The sequence below is a fragment of the uncultured Maritalea sp. genome (genome assembly GCF_937139385.1).
GTDB lineage: Bacteria > Pseudomonadota > Alphaproteobacteria > Rhizobiales > Devosiaceae > Maritalea > Maritalea porphyrae_A.
On record NZ_CAKZPW010000186.1, the window covers coordinates 1 to 15174 of the forward strand.

At 49.7% G+C, this 15174-nt stretch carries 12 protein-coding genes; 6 read left to right on the top strand and 6 right to left on the bottom strand.

Annotated features, from left to right (window positions below):
* On the bottom strand, positions 1-1436 hold a 1436-nt coding region (locus Q0231_RS07965; protein WP_299346963.1), incomplete at its 3' end, for a proton-conducting transporter membrane subunit.
* A gap of 177 nt (positions 1437-1613) precedes the next feature.
* Positions 1614-2231, bottom strand: coding sequence for a GNAT family N-acetyltransferase (locus Q0231_RS07970; protein WP_299346965.1), 618 nt, complete (start codon positions 2229-2231; stop codon positions 1614-1616).
* 210 nt (positions 2232-2441) lie between these two features.
* Here Q0231_RS07970 and Q0231_RS07975 point away from each other — a divergent pair, with 210 nt between their 5' ends.
* From Q0231_RS07975 to Q0231_RS07990, 4 genes are all read left to right on the top strand, one after another.
* Positions 2442-4514 carry a S9 family peptidase gene (locus tag Q0231_RS07975; RefSeq protein WP_299346968.1) on the top strand — a complete coding sequence of 691 codons (2073 nt, stop codon included), beginning with the start codon at positions 2442-2444 and terminating at the stop codon, positions 4512-4514.
* A gap of 115 nt (positions 4515-4629) precedes the next feature.
* A complete protein-coding gene (locus Q0231_RS07980) occupies positions 4630-5226 on the top strand; it encodes a superoxide dismutase (protein ID WP_299346970.1) in 597 nt (198 codons plus the stop codon).
* 193 nt (positions 5227-5419) lie between these two features.
* Positions 5420-7711: an arginine/lysine/ornithine decarboxylase gene (locus Q0231_RS07985; RefSeq protein WP_299346972.1), complete on the top strand. Its 2292-nt coding sequence runs from the start codon at positions 5420-5422 to the stop codon at positions 7709-7711.
* A gap of 195 nt (positions 7712-7906) precedes the next feature.
* On the top strand, positions 7907-8443 hold the full coding sequence (locus Q0231_RS07990) for a two-component system response regulator (RefSeq protein WP_269392340.1): 537 nt from the start codon (positions 7907-7909) through the stop codon (positions 8441-8443).
* Positions 8444-8462: 19 nt separating this feature from the next.
* Here the strand turns inward: Q0231_RS07990 and Q0231_RS07995 are convergent, their stop codons facing one another.
* Entirely contained in the window at positions 8463-8999 is a 537-nt protein-coding gene (locus tag Q0231_RS07995; RefSeq protein WP_299346975.1) for a hypothetical protein, read from the bottom strand.
* Between the two features lie 35 nt (positions 9000-9034).
* Positions 9035-10585 (bottom strand): helicase HerA-like domain-containing protein, encoded by a 1551-nt coding sequence (locus Q0231_RS08000; RefSeq protein ID WP_299346977.1) that lies wholly within the window; start codon positions 10583-10585, stop codon positions 9035-9037.
* Between the two features lie 179 nt (positions 10586-10764).
* Between Q0231_RS08000 and Q0231_RS08005 the strand changes: the two genes are divergently transcribed.
* A complete protein-coding gene (locus Q0231_RS08005) occupies positions 10765-11091 on the top strand; it encodes a YbjQ family protein (protein ID WP_269392343.1) in 327 nt (108 codons plus the stop codon).
* Positions 11092-11177: 86 nt separating this feature from the next.
* A complete protein-coding gene (locus tag Q0231_RS08010) occupies positions 11178-12518 on the top strand; it encodes a TIGR03808 family TAT-translocated repetitive protein (RefSeq protein WP_299346979.1) in 1341 nt (446 codons plus the stop codon).
* 7 nt (positions 12519-12525) lie between these two features.
* On the opposite strand, the gene Q0231_RS08015 is transcribed toward Q0231_RS08010, so the two are convergent.
* Together Q0231_RS08015 and Q0231_RS08020 are read right to left on the bottom strand one after the other, a co-directional pair.
* Positions 12526-13563: an asparaginase gene (locus Q0231_RS08015; RefSeq protein WP_299346981.1), complete on the bottom strand. Its 1038-nt coding sequence runs from the start codon at positions 13561-13563 to the stop codon at positions 12526-12528.
* Positions 13564-13626: 63 nt separating this feature from the next.
* Positions 13627-15174, bottom strand: a 1548-nt coding sequence (locus Q0231_RS08020; RefSeq protein WP_299346983.1) for a beta-galactosidase, incomplete at its 5' end; no start/stop codon positions are given.

A 15174-nucleotide genomic window follows, 5' to 3' on the forward strand; every position in this document is an offset into this window, starting at 1 on the left:
CCGAACTGATGGATAAACAGGCCCACGACGACGCCCAAAACTGCTAGAATAGCTGGTCCAACAAGCATGGACAATGGCGCTTCATGGGGGGTTTTCGGCGTCGCAATGCGCACGCCCAAGAAGGGGCGAATGGCGATTGCCGCACCTGCAGCCATCATCAATGCATTGCCCACAAGTGCAGTGACCGCAAGCAGCCAGTGTTGCCACTCCATTCCTTTTGCGATCAAGTAAATCTCTTCCTTTGCGAAAAAGCCGAGTGCAACCGGAAGTCCGGCCATTGAAGCTGCGGCAAGTGCCGCGCCAAAGAAGGTGACTGGTAGAGATTTCCAAATGCCAGACACTTGAGTAATGTCTCGCGTCCCCGTTTCATGGTCAATGGAGCCCACCACCATGAACAAGCCTCCTTTGTAGAAGGAGTGCGCAACCAAGAACAACATGGCGGCCAAAATGCCCTCTTTGGAACCATTGCCTATCAACATGACAAGCATGCCAAGCGACGCCATAGTCGTATAAGCGAGCATTTGTTTCATATCTGTTTGGCGAAGTGCCAAAAGTGCGCCGGTTATCAGCGTAATACCACCAAGTATTGGCAAGGTCACCTGCCATTCAACCGTTCCACCCAAAATCGGGCTCATGCGGGCCAGCAAATAAACCCCGGCTTTTACCATTGTTGCTGAGTGCAAATAGGCTGAAACTGGAGTTGGTGCTTCCATTGCGTTTGGCAACCAGAAGTGGAATGGCACTTGAGCAGATTTTGTTGCAGCCCCAAATAAAACGAGGATAAATACAAGCAAATAAGTGGGCTGTTCGCTCATAAAACCGGGTTGTTGCAGCATTGTGCTGATGTCCAGTGTTCGCATGGTGAACGCCATCAACAACAAACCAGCAAGCAAAAGCAGTCCACCACCACCGGTTACCACAAGCGCCTGAATTGCAGCGCGACGTGAAGCTTGGCGCGAATGGTCAAACCCAATTAACAAGAATGATGTGATCGAAGTGAGTTCCCAAAACACAAACAAGGTGATGATATTGTCCGACATCACAAGGCCGAGCATTGAGCCCATGAACATGAGAATGAACGCATAGAATCGGCCAAGGTGATGATGACCGTTCAGATACCCACCCGAATAAATGACGATAAAGGCGCCGATGCCAGAAATCAGCAGGCCAAACACCAGACTGAGCCCATCAAGATAGAAGCTTAGTTGAATACCAAGGTTTGGAATCCATGGTAGTGCAAATTGGATTTTTTCGCCTTGGGCAATTAAATCCACAAAGCTGAGCAGATACAAAAAGATACTCGTTGGAATAAGCGCGAGAACCCAACCAGCGTGATTGGGCAAAAATCGCTTAACCGTCGGCGCAACAAACGCTGCAAGAAACGGCGCGATCGCAACAAGCAACATGGAGAAACTTTGCGATTGAGTTGGTATCATTGCTGCCTCTTGATCTCAGTCTTTGATATGACAAAAACCGCCAACGCAATTGCGACTTGGCGAATCATCCCACACTTAGACGCCATTTGACCCGCCCTCAGGCGTGTGGACAAGACTGAGGGCCACAAATCCGGCTAAAAACCGTGTACAATCCGCACAAGTTGGCAGATGCGTCCATCATTCAAGGTCTTTGCCCAAAATGAGCGCACCACTTTGTTCGATTTCTTTGAACCCTAGCGCTTTGTAAAAGCCAATTGCCTTCGTATTCTGCAACGCCACTCCCAGATGAACGCTAGGCGCACCAGCAGTTTTTAGGGTCTCTAGGGCCGCTGTCATCAGTTTTCGACCAATGCCAGTGCCTTGAACTTGAGGCAATAGATTAATGTGAAGGTGCGCGGGGTAACTATCTGCATAATCTGGCGCGGGCTGGCGCATGGCTTTAATTATCGCCAAGGCATTTTTGTCCTGCGCCGTTCGTGGCTTGAAAGCAAACAGTTTGCGTTCAACTTCTGGCCACCAATGAGCACGTGCCCAATTTTCAAAGTGACGCGTGTTTGGGGTTGATACAATAAAGCCAACCACCTCTTGGTCGTGCTCCACCACAAAGCAGTGTCGGGGCGAATGGTGCAAATAAGGCGTTGCCCAAATGAGAGCCGGGAGATCAGGGCGCGAATAGAGCGCGCTTGCATCAGTGCCGCTGTTCGCTGTCATTAAACACGCACGTGCGATGCCCGCTTCATCTTCAAGCGTTGCAGAACGCATGTGCAGAGTTCGAGATGAAGGTGTTTGCCCCAATTTTGTCGCCCTGTCGGTTCAACTGATGCCAAATGGTTGCCAATTGGCGCACATTCGTTAGTTTATGATTTTGCAGCGAATCCTACAAATTGGTTATCAAAGACCATATGTAGGTCCCAAGGTCGATAATGATCGGTCTGAAAAATCGTAAAAACCAGAGTTTGGCAGGCGCTATTGCATTTCACTGCCAAACGAAAAGGAATAGACACAATGGGCACATCCACTCCGCCAATTGCAGAAACCCGCCCGCATTTAAGCGAGAACCACGGCCATAAACGTAATGACGTCTACCATTGGCTACGCGATGAAAATTGGCAAAAGGTGATGCACGACCCTTCCGTGTTGCGCGAAGACATCCGCACCTATTTGGAAGCAGAAAACGCCCATTTTGAAGGCTTTATGGGCGCACATGAGACGCTCAAAGACACGATTTACAAAGAAATTCGCGGCCGCATAAAAGAAGATGACACAACCGTGCCGTTCAAACACGGCCCGTTCTCCTATTTTTCCCGCACCCTTGAAGGGCAGCAATATAGCCAATTGTGTCGGATTGATCGCGATGGCGGCAACGAAGTGGTGCTGATCGACAATAATGTTGAGGCAGGCGACGGCTATTTCCGCTCTGGCGGTGCTTCGCATTCCCCAAATCACAAATATCTTGCTTGGTCTTGCGACCGTAAAGGCTCAGAGTATTTCACGATTTACGTTCGTGATCTTAAAACGGGCAAAGAACTTGAAGACCAGATCGTCAATACTTCTGGTGGATCGGTGTGGGCAGCTGACAGCAAAAGCTTCTTCTACATCATTCAAGATGAAAACCACCGTCCCCACAAAGTGTTTCAGCACGTGTTGGGCGACGATGCAAAGAACGATCGCCTTGTTTACGAAGAGAAAAACCCTGGCTTTTTCCTTGGGTTGCACAAGACCAGTTCGGGCAACCTGATCTTGATCGATGCCAATGATCATGAAACTAGCGAGATCCGCTATATTGACGCGCACAATGCGAATAGCGCCCCAGTGTTGATCGCAGAACGTGTTGAGGGCCGAGAATATGGTGTCGAAGATGCGGGGGACACACTTTATATCGTCACCAACGCAGATGGTGCGATTGATTTTAAAATGGTCACCGCCCCCCTCGCCTCGCCGGGCGCTGAAAACTGGGTCGACCTGATAGAGCATCGCCCCGGTATTTTGATGCAAGGCTACTTCCTAAAAGACGGCTATTTGGTGCGCAAAGAGCAATTCAACGGATTGCCGCGCATAATTGTTCGCGACCTTTCGACTGGTGAAGAAGAAGCGATTAGCTTTGACGAAGAAGCCTATACGCTTTCAGTTGCAGGTGGCTACGAGTATGAAAGCAGCGAAATTCGCTACTATTACTCGTCACCAACCACCCCTTCGCAGGTTTTTGACTATGACTTAAAAACCAAAGAGCGCACTTTGCTTAAAACGCAAGAAATCCCATCTGGTCACGACCCTAAGGACTATGTGACACGGCGCCTGTTTGCGACGGCTCCAGATGGTGAGCAAGTACCCGTAACCATTTTGCATCGCAAAGACCTAAAACTGGATGGCAGCGCGCCATTGCTGCTTTATGGCTATGGTTCTTATGGCATGTCGATGCCTGCTGGATTTTCCGAAAACAACCTTTCGCTTGTTGATCGCGGCATGGTTTATGCCATTGCTCACATTCGCGGTGGCATGGAAAAAGGTTATGCGTGGTATACAAGCGGCAAGCGTGAAAACAAAACCAACACATTTGATGACTTCATCGCTTCAGCAAACATGTTGATTGAAAAGGGATACACTTCAAAAGGCAAGATTGCAGCCATGGGCGGCTCTGCCGGTGGCATGTTAATGGGCGCAATTGCCAACAAAGCGCCGGAGCTGTTTGGCAGCATTATCGCGTTGGTGCCCTTTGTTGATGTGCTCAACACCATGCTTGACGACACTCTGCCCCTCACCCCACCAGAATGGCCTGAGTGGGGTAACCCGATTGAATCAAAAGAAGATTACGAACGCATTGCCGCTTATTCACCTTATGACAACGTCGTTGCGCAGAACTATCCTTCCATGTTTGTGATGGCAGGCCTGACTGATCCGCGCGTTACCTATTGGGAGCCTGCGAAATGGGTTGCCAAACTGCGCGTGACCAAAACAGACGGAAATCCGCTAATCCTAAAAACCCATATGGGCGCGGGTCACGGGGGCATGTCCGGGCGGTTCGAGCGAATAAAAGAGGTTGCGATGGCATATGTTTTCGCATTGGAAACTACAAAATAGTGCGGATTTAAAAAGTAATTTCTTATCGAAGTATTGTTGTCGCGGTTCCAACGGCTTATAAAGCTATAGAACTGCGGCGATATCGCTAAAAAGCTTTACAAAAACGGAGGCACCCATGTCTTTAGAACTTCCAGATCTACCCTATGCATATGATGCATTGGCACCTTACATGTCAGCCGAAACTCTTGAGTTTCACCATGACAAGCACCACCAAGCCTATGTAACCAACGGCAATAAACTGCTTGAAGGTTCAGGTCTTGAAGGCAAATCGCTTGAAGACATCGTGCGCGAAAGCCACGGCAAAAACGCTGGTCTTTTCAACAATGCGGCCCAGCACTACAACCACCTGCACTTCTGGAATTGGATGAAAGCAGATGGCGGCGGCGCAATTCCTGGTGAATTGGAAGCCAAAATCATTGCAGACCTAGGTTCTGTTGCTGCATTCCGCGAAGCATTTCTGAATGCTGGCGCTACACAATTTGGTTCTGGTTGGGCATGGCTTGTTCTAAACAATGGCAAGCTCGAAGTCACCAAAACACCTAATGGCGAAAATCCATTGATCCACGGTCAAACCCCGCTTTTGGGTTGTGATGTTTGGGAGCACTCCTATTACATCGATTACCGCAATGCGCGCCCGAAATATCTCGAAGCGTTTTTCGATTCCATGATCAACTGGGAATATGTAGCGGAGCTGTTTGACGCAGCCAGCTAGCATTCTTAGTTGTTAGTTTTAAGCCCGCTCTTCCTTTGGTTGAGCGGGCTTTTTTGTGTTCTACCGATGCAAATCTTTAATGAGATGTTGGGGGGATCGCACTATCCAACCGCTGGAGTTTGATGATATGAATCCCACAAAAGCAAGCGTGATTTAGAGCAATTGCGACCTTGAATTCTTGTAAGGACAAGTTATGAAATTTCGTTTTCCCATCTTCATCATCGATGAAGATTTTCGATCAGACAATAACTCTGGCATGGGAATCCGTGCGATGGCACAAGCCATTGAAACTGAGGGTTTTGAGGTTGTGGGAGTTACCAGTTACGGTGATCTTTCCCAGTTCGCGCAGCAGCAATCGCGCGCCAGCGCTTTCTTGCTGTCTATTGACGATGAAGAGTTTAGCCCCGGACCGGAACTAGATCCTGTGGTTTTAAACTTGCGCAAATTCATTGAAGAAGTGCGTTGGAAGAACCCTGATGTGCCGATTTATGTTTATGGTGAAACCAAAACCAGCCGCCATTTGCCAAATGATGTTTTGCGTGAATTACACGGCTTCATTCACATGTTTGAGGACACGCCCGAATTTGTGGCACGGCACATTATTCGCGAAGCAAAGAATTACCTTGAAAGCATTCAGCCACCCTTTTTCAAGGCATTGTTGGATTATGCTGAGGACGGCTCCTACTCTTGGCACTGCCCGGGCCATTCCGGTGGGGTAGCGTTTTTGAAAAGCCCTATTGGGCAGATGTATCACCAGTTCTACGGTGAAAACATGTTGCGGGCTGATGTGTGTAATGCGGTAGAAGAATTGGGCCAATTGCTGGACCATAATGGCGCCATTGGCGCATCAGAACGAAATGCAGCCCGCATTTTTAATGCTGATCATTGCTTCTTTGTGACCAATGGGACCAGCACCAGCAATAAGATTGTTTGGCATCACACGGTTGCGCCAGGTGATGTGGTCGTGGTGGATCGCAATTGCCACAAGTCGATTTTGCACGCGATCATCATGACCGGGGCCATTCCCGTATTCTTGAAACCAACGCGAAATCACCATGGTATTATCGGCCCTATTCAACAGTCAGAGTTTGAAATTGACGCTATCAAAACCAAAATTCGCGCCAATCCGCTGCTATCGGGTGTGGACGCAGACACGGTCAAGCCACGTGTAATGACACTCACCCAGTCCACTTATGATGGGGTGCTGTATAACACAGAAACCATCAAGGATTTGCTCGACGGGTATGTGGAAAACTTGCATTTTGACGAAGCATGGCTACCGCACGCGGCGTTTCATCCCTTCTATAGCAATTTCCATGCAATGGGGTTGAACCGCTCGCGGCCAGTCAATTCTGTGACCTATGCGACGCAATCCATTCACAAGCTTTTGGCGGGCATTAGCCAAGCAAGCCACGTGCTTGTGCAGGATGCACAAGAAACCAAACTGGATCGGCCGTTGTTCAACGAAGCCTATTTGATGCACACCAGCACCAGCCCACAGTATAGCATTATCGCTAGCTGTGATGTGGCAGCAGCAATGATGGAACCTCCGGGTGGGACCGCGTTGGTAGAAGAAAGCATAGCCGAAGCTTTGGATTTCCGACGTGCCATGCGCAAAGTCGACGATGAATTTGGCGCACAGGATTGGTGGTTCCAAGTTTGGGGGCCAGACGAACTTGTGGAAGAAGGTATTGGCGACCCACAGGATTGGGTACTCAAGAGAACCGACGCCGAAGGGGTGCAAAAATCGGACGGCGAAGACTCTTGGCACGCATTTGGTGACATGGCGCGCGGCTTCAACATGCTGGACCCGATCAAAGCGACATTGCTTACGCCTGGGCTAAACTTGGATGGCCGTTTTGAAGAAACCGGCATTCCCGCCTCTATCGTAACCAAATATCTGGTTGAGCATGGTGTGGTCGTGGAAAAAACCGGGCTATATAGCTTTTTCATCATGTTCACCATCGGCATTACCAAGGGCCGATGGAATACATTGCTGACGGAGCTGCAGCAGTTCAAAGACGATTACGATAAAAACCAACCCATGTGGCGTATAATGCCTGAGTTCTGTGCAAAGCATCCGCGTTACGAGCACATGGGATTGCGGGATCTTTGTCAACACGTGCATGCTCTTTACGCAAAATATGACGTAGCCGTTTTGTCTACCGACATGTATTTGAGCGATCATACACCGGCCATGAAACCCAGCGACGCTTTTGCCCATATTGCCCAACGCACTACACAACGTGTGCCGATTGACGAATTGGAGGGCCGCATTACAACGAGTTTGGTCACGCCCTACCCGCCTGGCATTCCACTGTTGATCCCAGGTGAAGTCTTTAATGAAAAGATTGTTAGCTATCTCAAATTCAACCGCGAATTTGCACGCGAGTGCCCCGGCTTTGAAACCGACATTCATGGACTTGTGCAGCTGAGCGATGATGATGGTGTGATCAACTATTTTGCCGACTGCGTTGCGCTTTGATTCTAAGCTTCGCTAATACCACTTGTTCCGGCCTCACGCTGGGGCGAGTTTATCATGTCTAAATCAATCAATATCTAGCACGCGTTGCCTATGTCAAGCCAGGTGCCTCTGTGCAAACTGGGGAAAGTGATTTCTTTCCTTCTCACCACCACAACATCAATGTTAATGTTTCATTAACTAAAGAAGGTGATTTGGGTGCGTACATTAAAAGTAGTTGGTATTGTTGCACAAAATAGAGCTTTGAGCTCGATACTCGCCATGATGTTGCGCGATTGCCAAGATATGCGGGTGCGTGTGTTTGAAACCCACAAGGCGTTGCAAATCTATCTGCGTATTGCGCCCATCCATTTGCTGTTATGCGACTATCAGCTCAACGATATGAGCTGCCCACAGTTGGTGTCTTCGCTGAAATCCAATCCGCAAATGCATACAGAAAACATGCAAATTGTTGCTTTAACCCGCAATATTGATCGAAATATGCAGCGCGAAATTGGCATCACAGGAATCGATGAAGTCATCGTCAAGCCTATGTCTCCCGCCTACATTCGCGAACGAGTGACCGCACGTTTGGCGTTGCCGGCAAAATTTAGACGCATTCCGGTGCGCAACAACTCGCTTGCCAAGCGAGTGGACGCCTACATAGAGACTATACGTCCTGCGCAGGATACGCCCAGCAATGTGGTGCAGTTGTTTGCGCAGCGCCAACCAACCCGACATCCAGAGCACGTTTAGGAACGGTTTATTGCCGTTCTTAATACAACAATTCGGACAGTTTTTCCCAGCCCTCTTTTGCCGAGCGCGCAAAAATCAGGCGTTCGGCGGCTTTGGGGCTACCGGCTGAAACGATTTCTTCCACGAAACCGCGCAACAGCAAAAACTCATCGCGGGGCGACAAGCAAACCAGTGGGCGATAACCTGACATAACCCAAACTTTCAGATAACGTTCAAGGTCGGCAAATGCAGGCGGCATCACCCACATGTGGCCAATTTCGGCCAAACATATTTGTGTGGAGTCCTTTTCCACTTGAATGCATTCCGCCCCCACTGGCTTTGTAATGCCTTTGTGGTCAGGATCTGAATATACTTGCACCTCACCGCCTGTCGCCAAAGCGCCAGCGATCAAAGCCACCCCCACTTCACCGTTTGGTGCCGTGCAGATAATTTTTGATCCTTTGCCCGCCAAGAATTCACCACAGCTGTGCGCTTCTTCAACGTGAATCTTTTGGCTGGCTCGGCCAACAGGAGCGAGAAACCCGGCAGGCTTGCTGATAGATTCAAGCTTCGCCATTTTGTTTTTTGAACGTCTTTTGAGCAATTTAAAACCTACCGACCGCGCTTGAGACTGCCAAGAATGCCACGCACCAACTGGTTGCCCAGCTGACGTGCAACTGTTCTTGCGAAACTGTTGATTGCTTTTTCTGTTGTCGTTTGCCGCGTAGATGGGCGCTTCTTTGACCGCGACCGCCTGGTTGGCCGATCATCGCGCACGCTGTCTTCATACCCAGAGCGAGAACGGCCCATACGACCATAGTCTTCACGTTCGCGCTCTTCCCGCTCGCGCTGACGTTCTTCCTCACGCTGGCGCTGCTCTGCGCGCTCAGCGAGCACCTCAGCCGCTGATTCACGATCAATGGTCTCGTTATAAAGGTCACCCATTGGACTAAGGCGCAGAATTGCAGCGCGTTCCTTTGGGGTAATTGGTGCCATTCTGGACGATGGAGGCCGCATCATGGTGCGTCCAACCACAGAAGGCACACCCTTTTTTTCCAATGTGGAAACAAGCGCTTCGCCGACGCCCAATTGGGTGATGACTTCCTCAGTATCAAAATCTGGATTAGGACGGAATGTGTCTGCCGCCGTGCGCACAGCTTTTTGTTCGCGCGGCGTATAAGCGCGCAAAGCATGCTGCACCCGGTTGCCAAGTTGAGCCAAAACTGGATCGGGAATATCAAGCGGGTTCTGGGTCACAAAGTAAACGCCAACACCCTTTGAGCGCACCAATTTCACAACTTGCTCGACTTTATCAAGCAGAGCCTTTGGTGCATCATCAAACAACAGGTGAGCTTCGTCAAAAAAGAACACAAGATGCGGCTTTTCAGGGTTACCAACCTCGGGCAATTCCTCAAATAGCTCAGACAACAGCCACAGCAAGAATGTTGCATAAAGGCGCGGTGACTGCATCAATTCGTCGGCCGCCAGCACAGAAACGAAGCCGCGTCCGTCTTCATCCACTTTCATCAAATCTTGTATATCAAGGGCACGCTCGCCAAAGAAGTTCTCAGCACCTTGCTGTTCAAGCACCAACAGCGAACGCTGAATGGCTCCAATAGAGGCACGTGAAACTCGACCATAGGTTTTTGAAATCTCGTCCGAGCGTTCGTCGATTTCAACGAGCAATGTGCACAGATCTTTCAAGTCCAGCAGCAGCAAGCCTTCGTCGTCTGCCAGCGCAAAGGCGACATTCAACACGCCCTCTTGTACGTCGGAAAGATCAAGCAAGCGCGACAACAACAGCGGCCCCATGTCCGAAATCGTTGCACGGATCGGGTGTCCTTGCTTGCCAAACAAATCCCAAAAAATGGTCGGAAAGCTTTCGTAGGTATAATCGCCAAACCCAATTTCAGTTGCTCGGCTTTCCAAGAAATCCTTGGTTTCGCCAGCCATTGCAATGCCGGAAAGGTCGCCCTTAACGTCGGCACAAAAAACAGGAACACCCGCGCGGGAGAAACCTTCGGCCATAATTTGCAGGCTGACAGTCTTTCCTGTGCCTGTAGCGCCAGTAATCAACCCATGGCGGTTAGCCAGTTTTAGATTGAGATATTCGCCTTGGGTGCTGGTTCCCAAATAGACCGTGCCGTCAACAAACCGTTCCATTGTGGCCCTTCGTAGTTGCTATGCGGCTATATAAGACGCTCAATAGATCAATCTCAATAGATTATGCGCATCTTGTGGCAGTAATAATGGGTTTTTAACAGAACTAATTGAAGCCAAGGCTTGGATTATGTCTTGTTTATCCCTATCTGCGGATGAATAAATTATATTTTGGGGGCAACATGCTAACAACAACCACTGACTCGCTGCAGGGATTTGAGGTCACTGAATACTTGGGTATCGTGATGGGCGAAACCATTCTGGGCGCAAACATTATCCGTGATTTTATGGCAACCGTGACGGACTATATTGGCGGCCGGTCCGGCGCATACGAAGAAACCTTGGCAAAATCCCGCAAGGCAGCCCTTGAAGAAATGACGGATCGCGCTCGTATGATGGGGGCTGATGCTGTTGTGGGTATTGATCTGGACTATGAAACTGTTGGCTCTCGCGGAGCAATGCTTATGGTAACCTGTTCGGGCACCGCCGTGCGATTGCGCAAACTTTAAACCTTGGCATTAACGCCAACTCAAAGCTTTGATTGCGCCTTGAGACGTTTGATGGTCAATATCTGGCAAAGATGGAGACCCAACGCATGATTTCGCGACGCAGACTTTTGACATCAATGGGCATTGGAGCGAGCTCCGCACTGCTGAGCGGTGCAGGTGCTGTGGCACAGTTTGGTGCTTTGGATGCCGGGGCAAACGGGCTCGTTGCGAACTCTGGTAGCGATGCGGGTGAGCAGTTGACGACATTGCTTGAACGCGCAAGCGCGCTTGGGCAACCTTTATTTCTTCCCGCCGGAGAATATGTGGTCGGCAATATCACCTTGCCTTCAAATATATCCATTATGGGGGTGCGTGGGCAAACAAAACTGCGCGCTTATGCCGACAAACCCATACTTAGCGGCCAAAATGCGCAAAACATCAGCATAGAAAGCGTGGCATTTATTGGCGTGGGCAGCGTCAGCACTTCGGGCGGCTTTGGCCTATTAGATTTGGTCAACTGCGCCGATGTTCTGGTCTCAGAGTGCCGGTTTGAAAAGTCGTCGTCAAACGGCATTTCACTCTATGCGACCAGCGGATCGTTAGCACAAAACCAACTCACTGACATTGCCGGCGCTGCGATTGCATCAACTGACGCAACAGGGCTTTCCATCATCAACAACACAATTGATGGATGCGAAAACAATGGCATATTGGTTTGGCGGAACGACAATGGCCACGATGGTTCAATCGTTACTGGAAATCACATTAAAAACATCAATTGGCGCAACGGTGGCAACGGCCAATATGGCAATGGAATCAATGTTTTTCGTTCGGCGGACGTTATTGTTGCCAACAATGTCATAACGGATTGTGCCTTCTCAGCCATTCGAGCGAATGGCACCGTAAACTGCCAAATTATTGGCAACAACTGCCGCAATTTATCTGAAGTAGCGATCTTTTCTGAATTTGACTTTTCCGGCTCAATTGTCGCCCAAAATATCGTTGATGGGGCGGCCCAAGGCATATCCATTACCAACTGGAATGATGGTGGACACCTGGCAGTTTGCGCCAATAATATCGTGCGCAACATTTGGAAGACCAGCCCCAACAACCCAGACACTGTGCCTGTTGGCATTGGCGTTGAAGCGGACATCGTGGTGGATGGCAATATTGTTGAAAATGTTCTAGGCAGCGGCATTGCTGCTGGTTGGGGACCCTATATGCGCAACATCTCGGTTACCGACAACTTAATCCGTGAAGTCGATTATGGGGTTTATGTATCACTGGCCGAAGGGATCGGTGCTGCTCAGGTAAAAAACAATCAGATAAGCGGTGTGAAAAAGGCAGCTATCGTTGGTGCCCTTTGGGATGACATTGCTGAGTTGGACTTGCAAAAATCAGCGGACAAATATCCGCTGATCAGTGTTTCGGACAACCAATTCAACTAGTTCGCGTTTAGAAGTAGCTGACAATTTCGCCAGATGATTGCATGTGCCCAACCTCAAAACCACGCCAATTCTTGGTAATTTGAGCCTTTTGTGCGCCAAGCACCGCTTCGACTTTTTCTGAGTTTCCACCGATCGCGCTCAAAAGTCCGGCTACAATCGCGTGTGCTGCATCCATGTTGCCATCGTCGCACTTGAGGGAAAAACCCCAGTTGCGACTACGTAGTGCGCCACAAAACACACCATCCGCGCCCACCTTTAGCATCAAATCACCCGCAAATGCATTCATCGCGTCTGTATCAAAGCCATTGGTGCCCGAAACCAGTTCTGCATTGCTGGCCGCTGCGTTGAATAATCGATCTCCAGCAGCCGCATAAATGGCTGGAAGTGCATTGGACCCTGAAGACATTCTCGCAAATGTATGAGCAAAAGATTTGAGCGGTGCGCCCCAAGTTGGAATTGAGCATCCGTCGCGCCCGCAATGGTCGGGTGTAAGGGGCACTTCCAAGACCCTTTCAACACACTCGCGCACCAACACTTGTACCGGGTGTTCGCGCTCAATGTACCCTTTTGGATCAACGCCAAGCGCTTTGGCTACCGCCAACATCCCGGTGTGTTTGCCCGAACAATTATTGTGCAATGCTGTGGGCTGCTGACCCGAATTTCGCAGCAACTTTCGCGCTTCCTTGCCAAATGGGGCATGTGCGCCGCATTCCAAATCTGCCGCTGTCATGCCGATTTTTGCTAAGAATGTAGAAACACCCTGAACATGAAATTCCTCACCTTTGTGGGATGCACATGCCAAAGCTAGGTCTTGGTCAGTGAGTTCAAATTTCTCGACTGCGCCGCTTTGAAAAAGAGCCAATGCTTGCAATGACTTAATGGCAGATCGCGGATAAATCATTGCATCAACTTCGCCAGCGCTGGCAATCACTTTGCCATGTTCATCGACAACACAGAAGGCGCCACGGTGCTTGTTTTCAACCATATTGCCGCGCACGAATTCTGCAAGTATTGGATTTGCTGCCATGTTGGATTGCTCACTCATCACGTTGATCCCCAATTTCGTTTCTTGCTCACTAGCAGAGAAACCATAAAGGGGAAATAGCTCTTAGGTTGATATGTGCTCGACCCAAATCACACCTGCTGGCTCAATCATGCGATCCGCGATGGTACGCTGTTGGTTGGCGTAGTTGAAATAGAAGCGATGATTCTTTGTGTCGCGACGGCGAACGCTGTTTGGCATTTTCTCGGTCGCGACATTGCGTTTTGCGCACATGTTTTCGAGCAAATACACCAATACTTCTTGATCCCCCCAACCAGCGACATATTGGATATTGCCGTGTTCAATGATCGCGGGCTCACCGTCGGTTGTGGTGGCCACAATTTGGCCAGTCGTTGCAAGCTGTTCGCGCCATTTTATGAAATTGCCGGGTATAGTTAGTGGCACCTTAGCGGTTTGGCGCAAGCTTTCTACATACTCAATTGTTGCGTTTAAGCCCGGTAAATTTGGGGGTAATGGCAAAGGAATGGAGAATTCAGCTGTCTTTGCGTTCGTACGCGGCCCCGCCAGCACAAGCCCAACAAAACCTTCAATAGCTGCGCGCAATGGAGCGCTCAACGTCATCAACCCCGGTATCATCAACAGCTCGTAGCCGCTCAAATCCGCACAAGTTGGCGAGATAATATCGATTGATAGGCCCAGTTTTCGGGCTGCACGATAGTGGTCAAACACCAAGTCGAAGTAGTGGCAATGTTTGCCTTGTGGCTGAATGTCCGTGGCCCAAGCGCTTTGATAATCAAACACCAAAGCCACTTTGGCTTGAACATTGTCGTCTTCAGCCAAAGCCTCAAGCTCCGATGCAACTTGACTTGCTTCATCAAAGGCTGGGGCAACTTCACTATCAGGGCGCAACAGGCCCGAATGCATTTGCTCTTGCGCAAATGGGGCTTGCCGCCAGCGAAAATACATAACGTTTTCAGCGCCATGGGCAAAAGCTTCCCATGTCCAAAGCCGTACCATGCCGGGCAAAGGTGCTGGGTTATATGGTGCCCAGTTGACTGGCCCCGGTTGTTGCTCCATCACCCACCAACGGCCCTTGCCGACGGCGCGGTAGAGATCGTGATGAAAGGCCTGAAAATCGGGGTGCCCCTGACGCGCATGATCATGCTTGAATGTCTCATCAGCATCTATGCGGTCTTCCAAAAAGCCGAGCGGGTAGCTGTCCCAGCTGGCGATTTCTAAGTCTTCGCCAACTTCAAAGTGATCAAATTCTGTTATACGCCCCATATAGTTATGAGCGATGGGCGCACCGCTATAGCGCTTGATCACTTCAGTTTGCAGTTGATTGAAGCTGACCACTTGATCAGACGAAAACCGCCGAAACGCCATGCAATGAGCTGGATTAGCTTCGGTCACGGTTAGGTTGGGCAAGTCAATTTGTTCAAACGAACTATATTCCATCGACCAAAAGACGTTTCCCCAAGCCTCATTGAGCGCTTCAATCGTGCCGTAGCGTTCTTCGCACCATTGCCAAAAAGCGTGCAATGCCGCTTCCGAATAGGAAATTGTTGTGTCGTGACAACCATATTCATTGTCGGTTTGCCATGCAGCAACGTGTGGATTTTGCCCGTAGCGTTTCGCCAAAAACTCGACGAT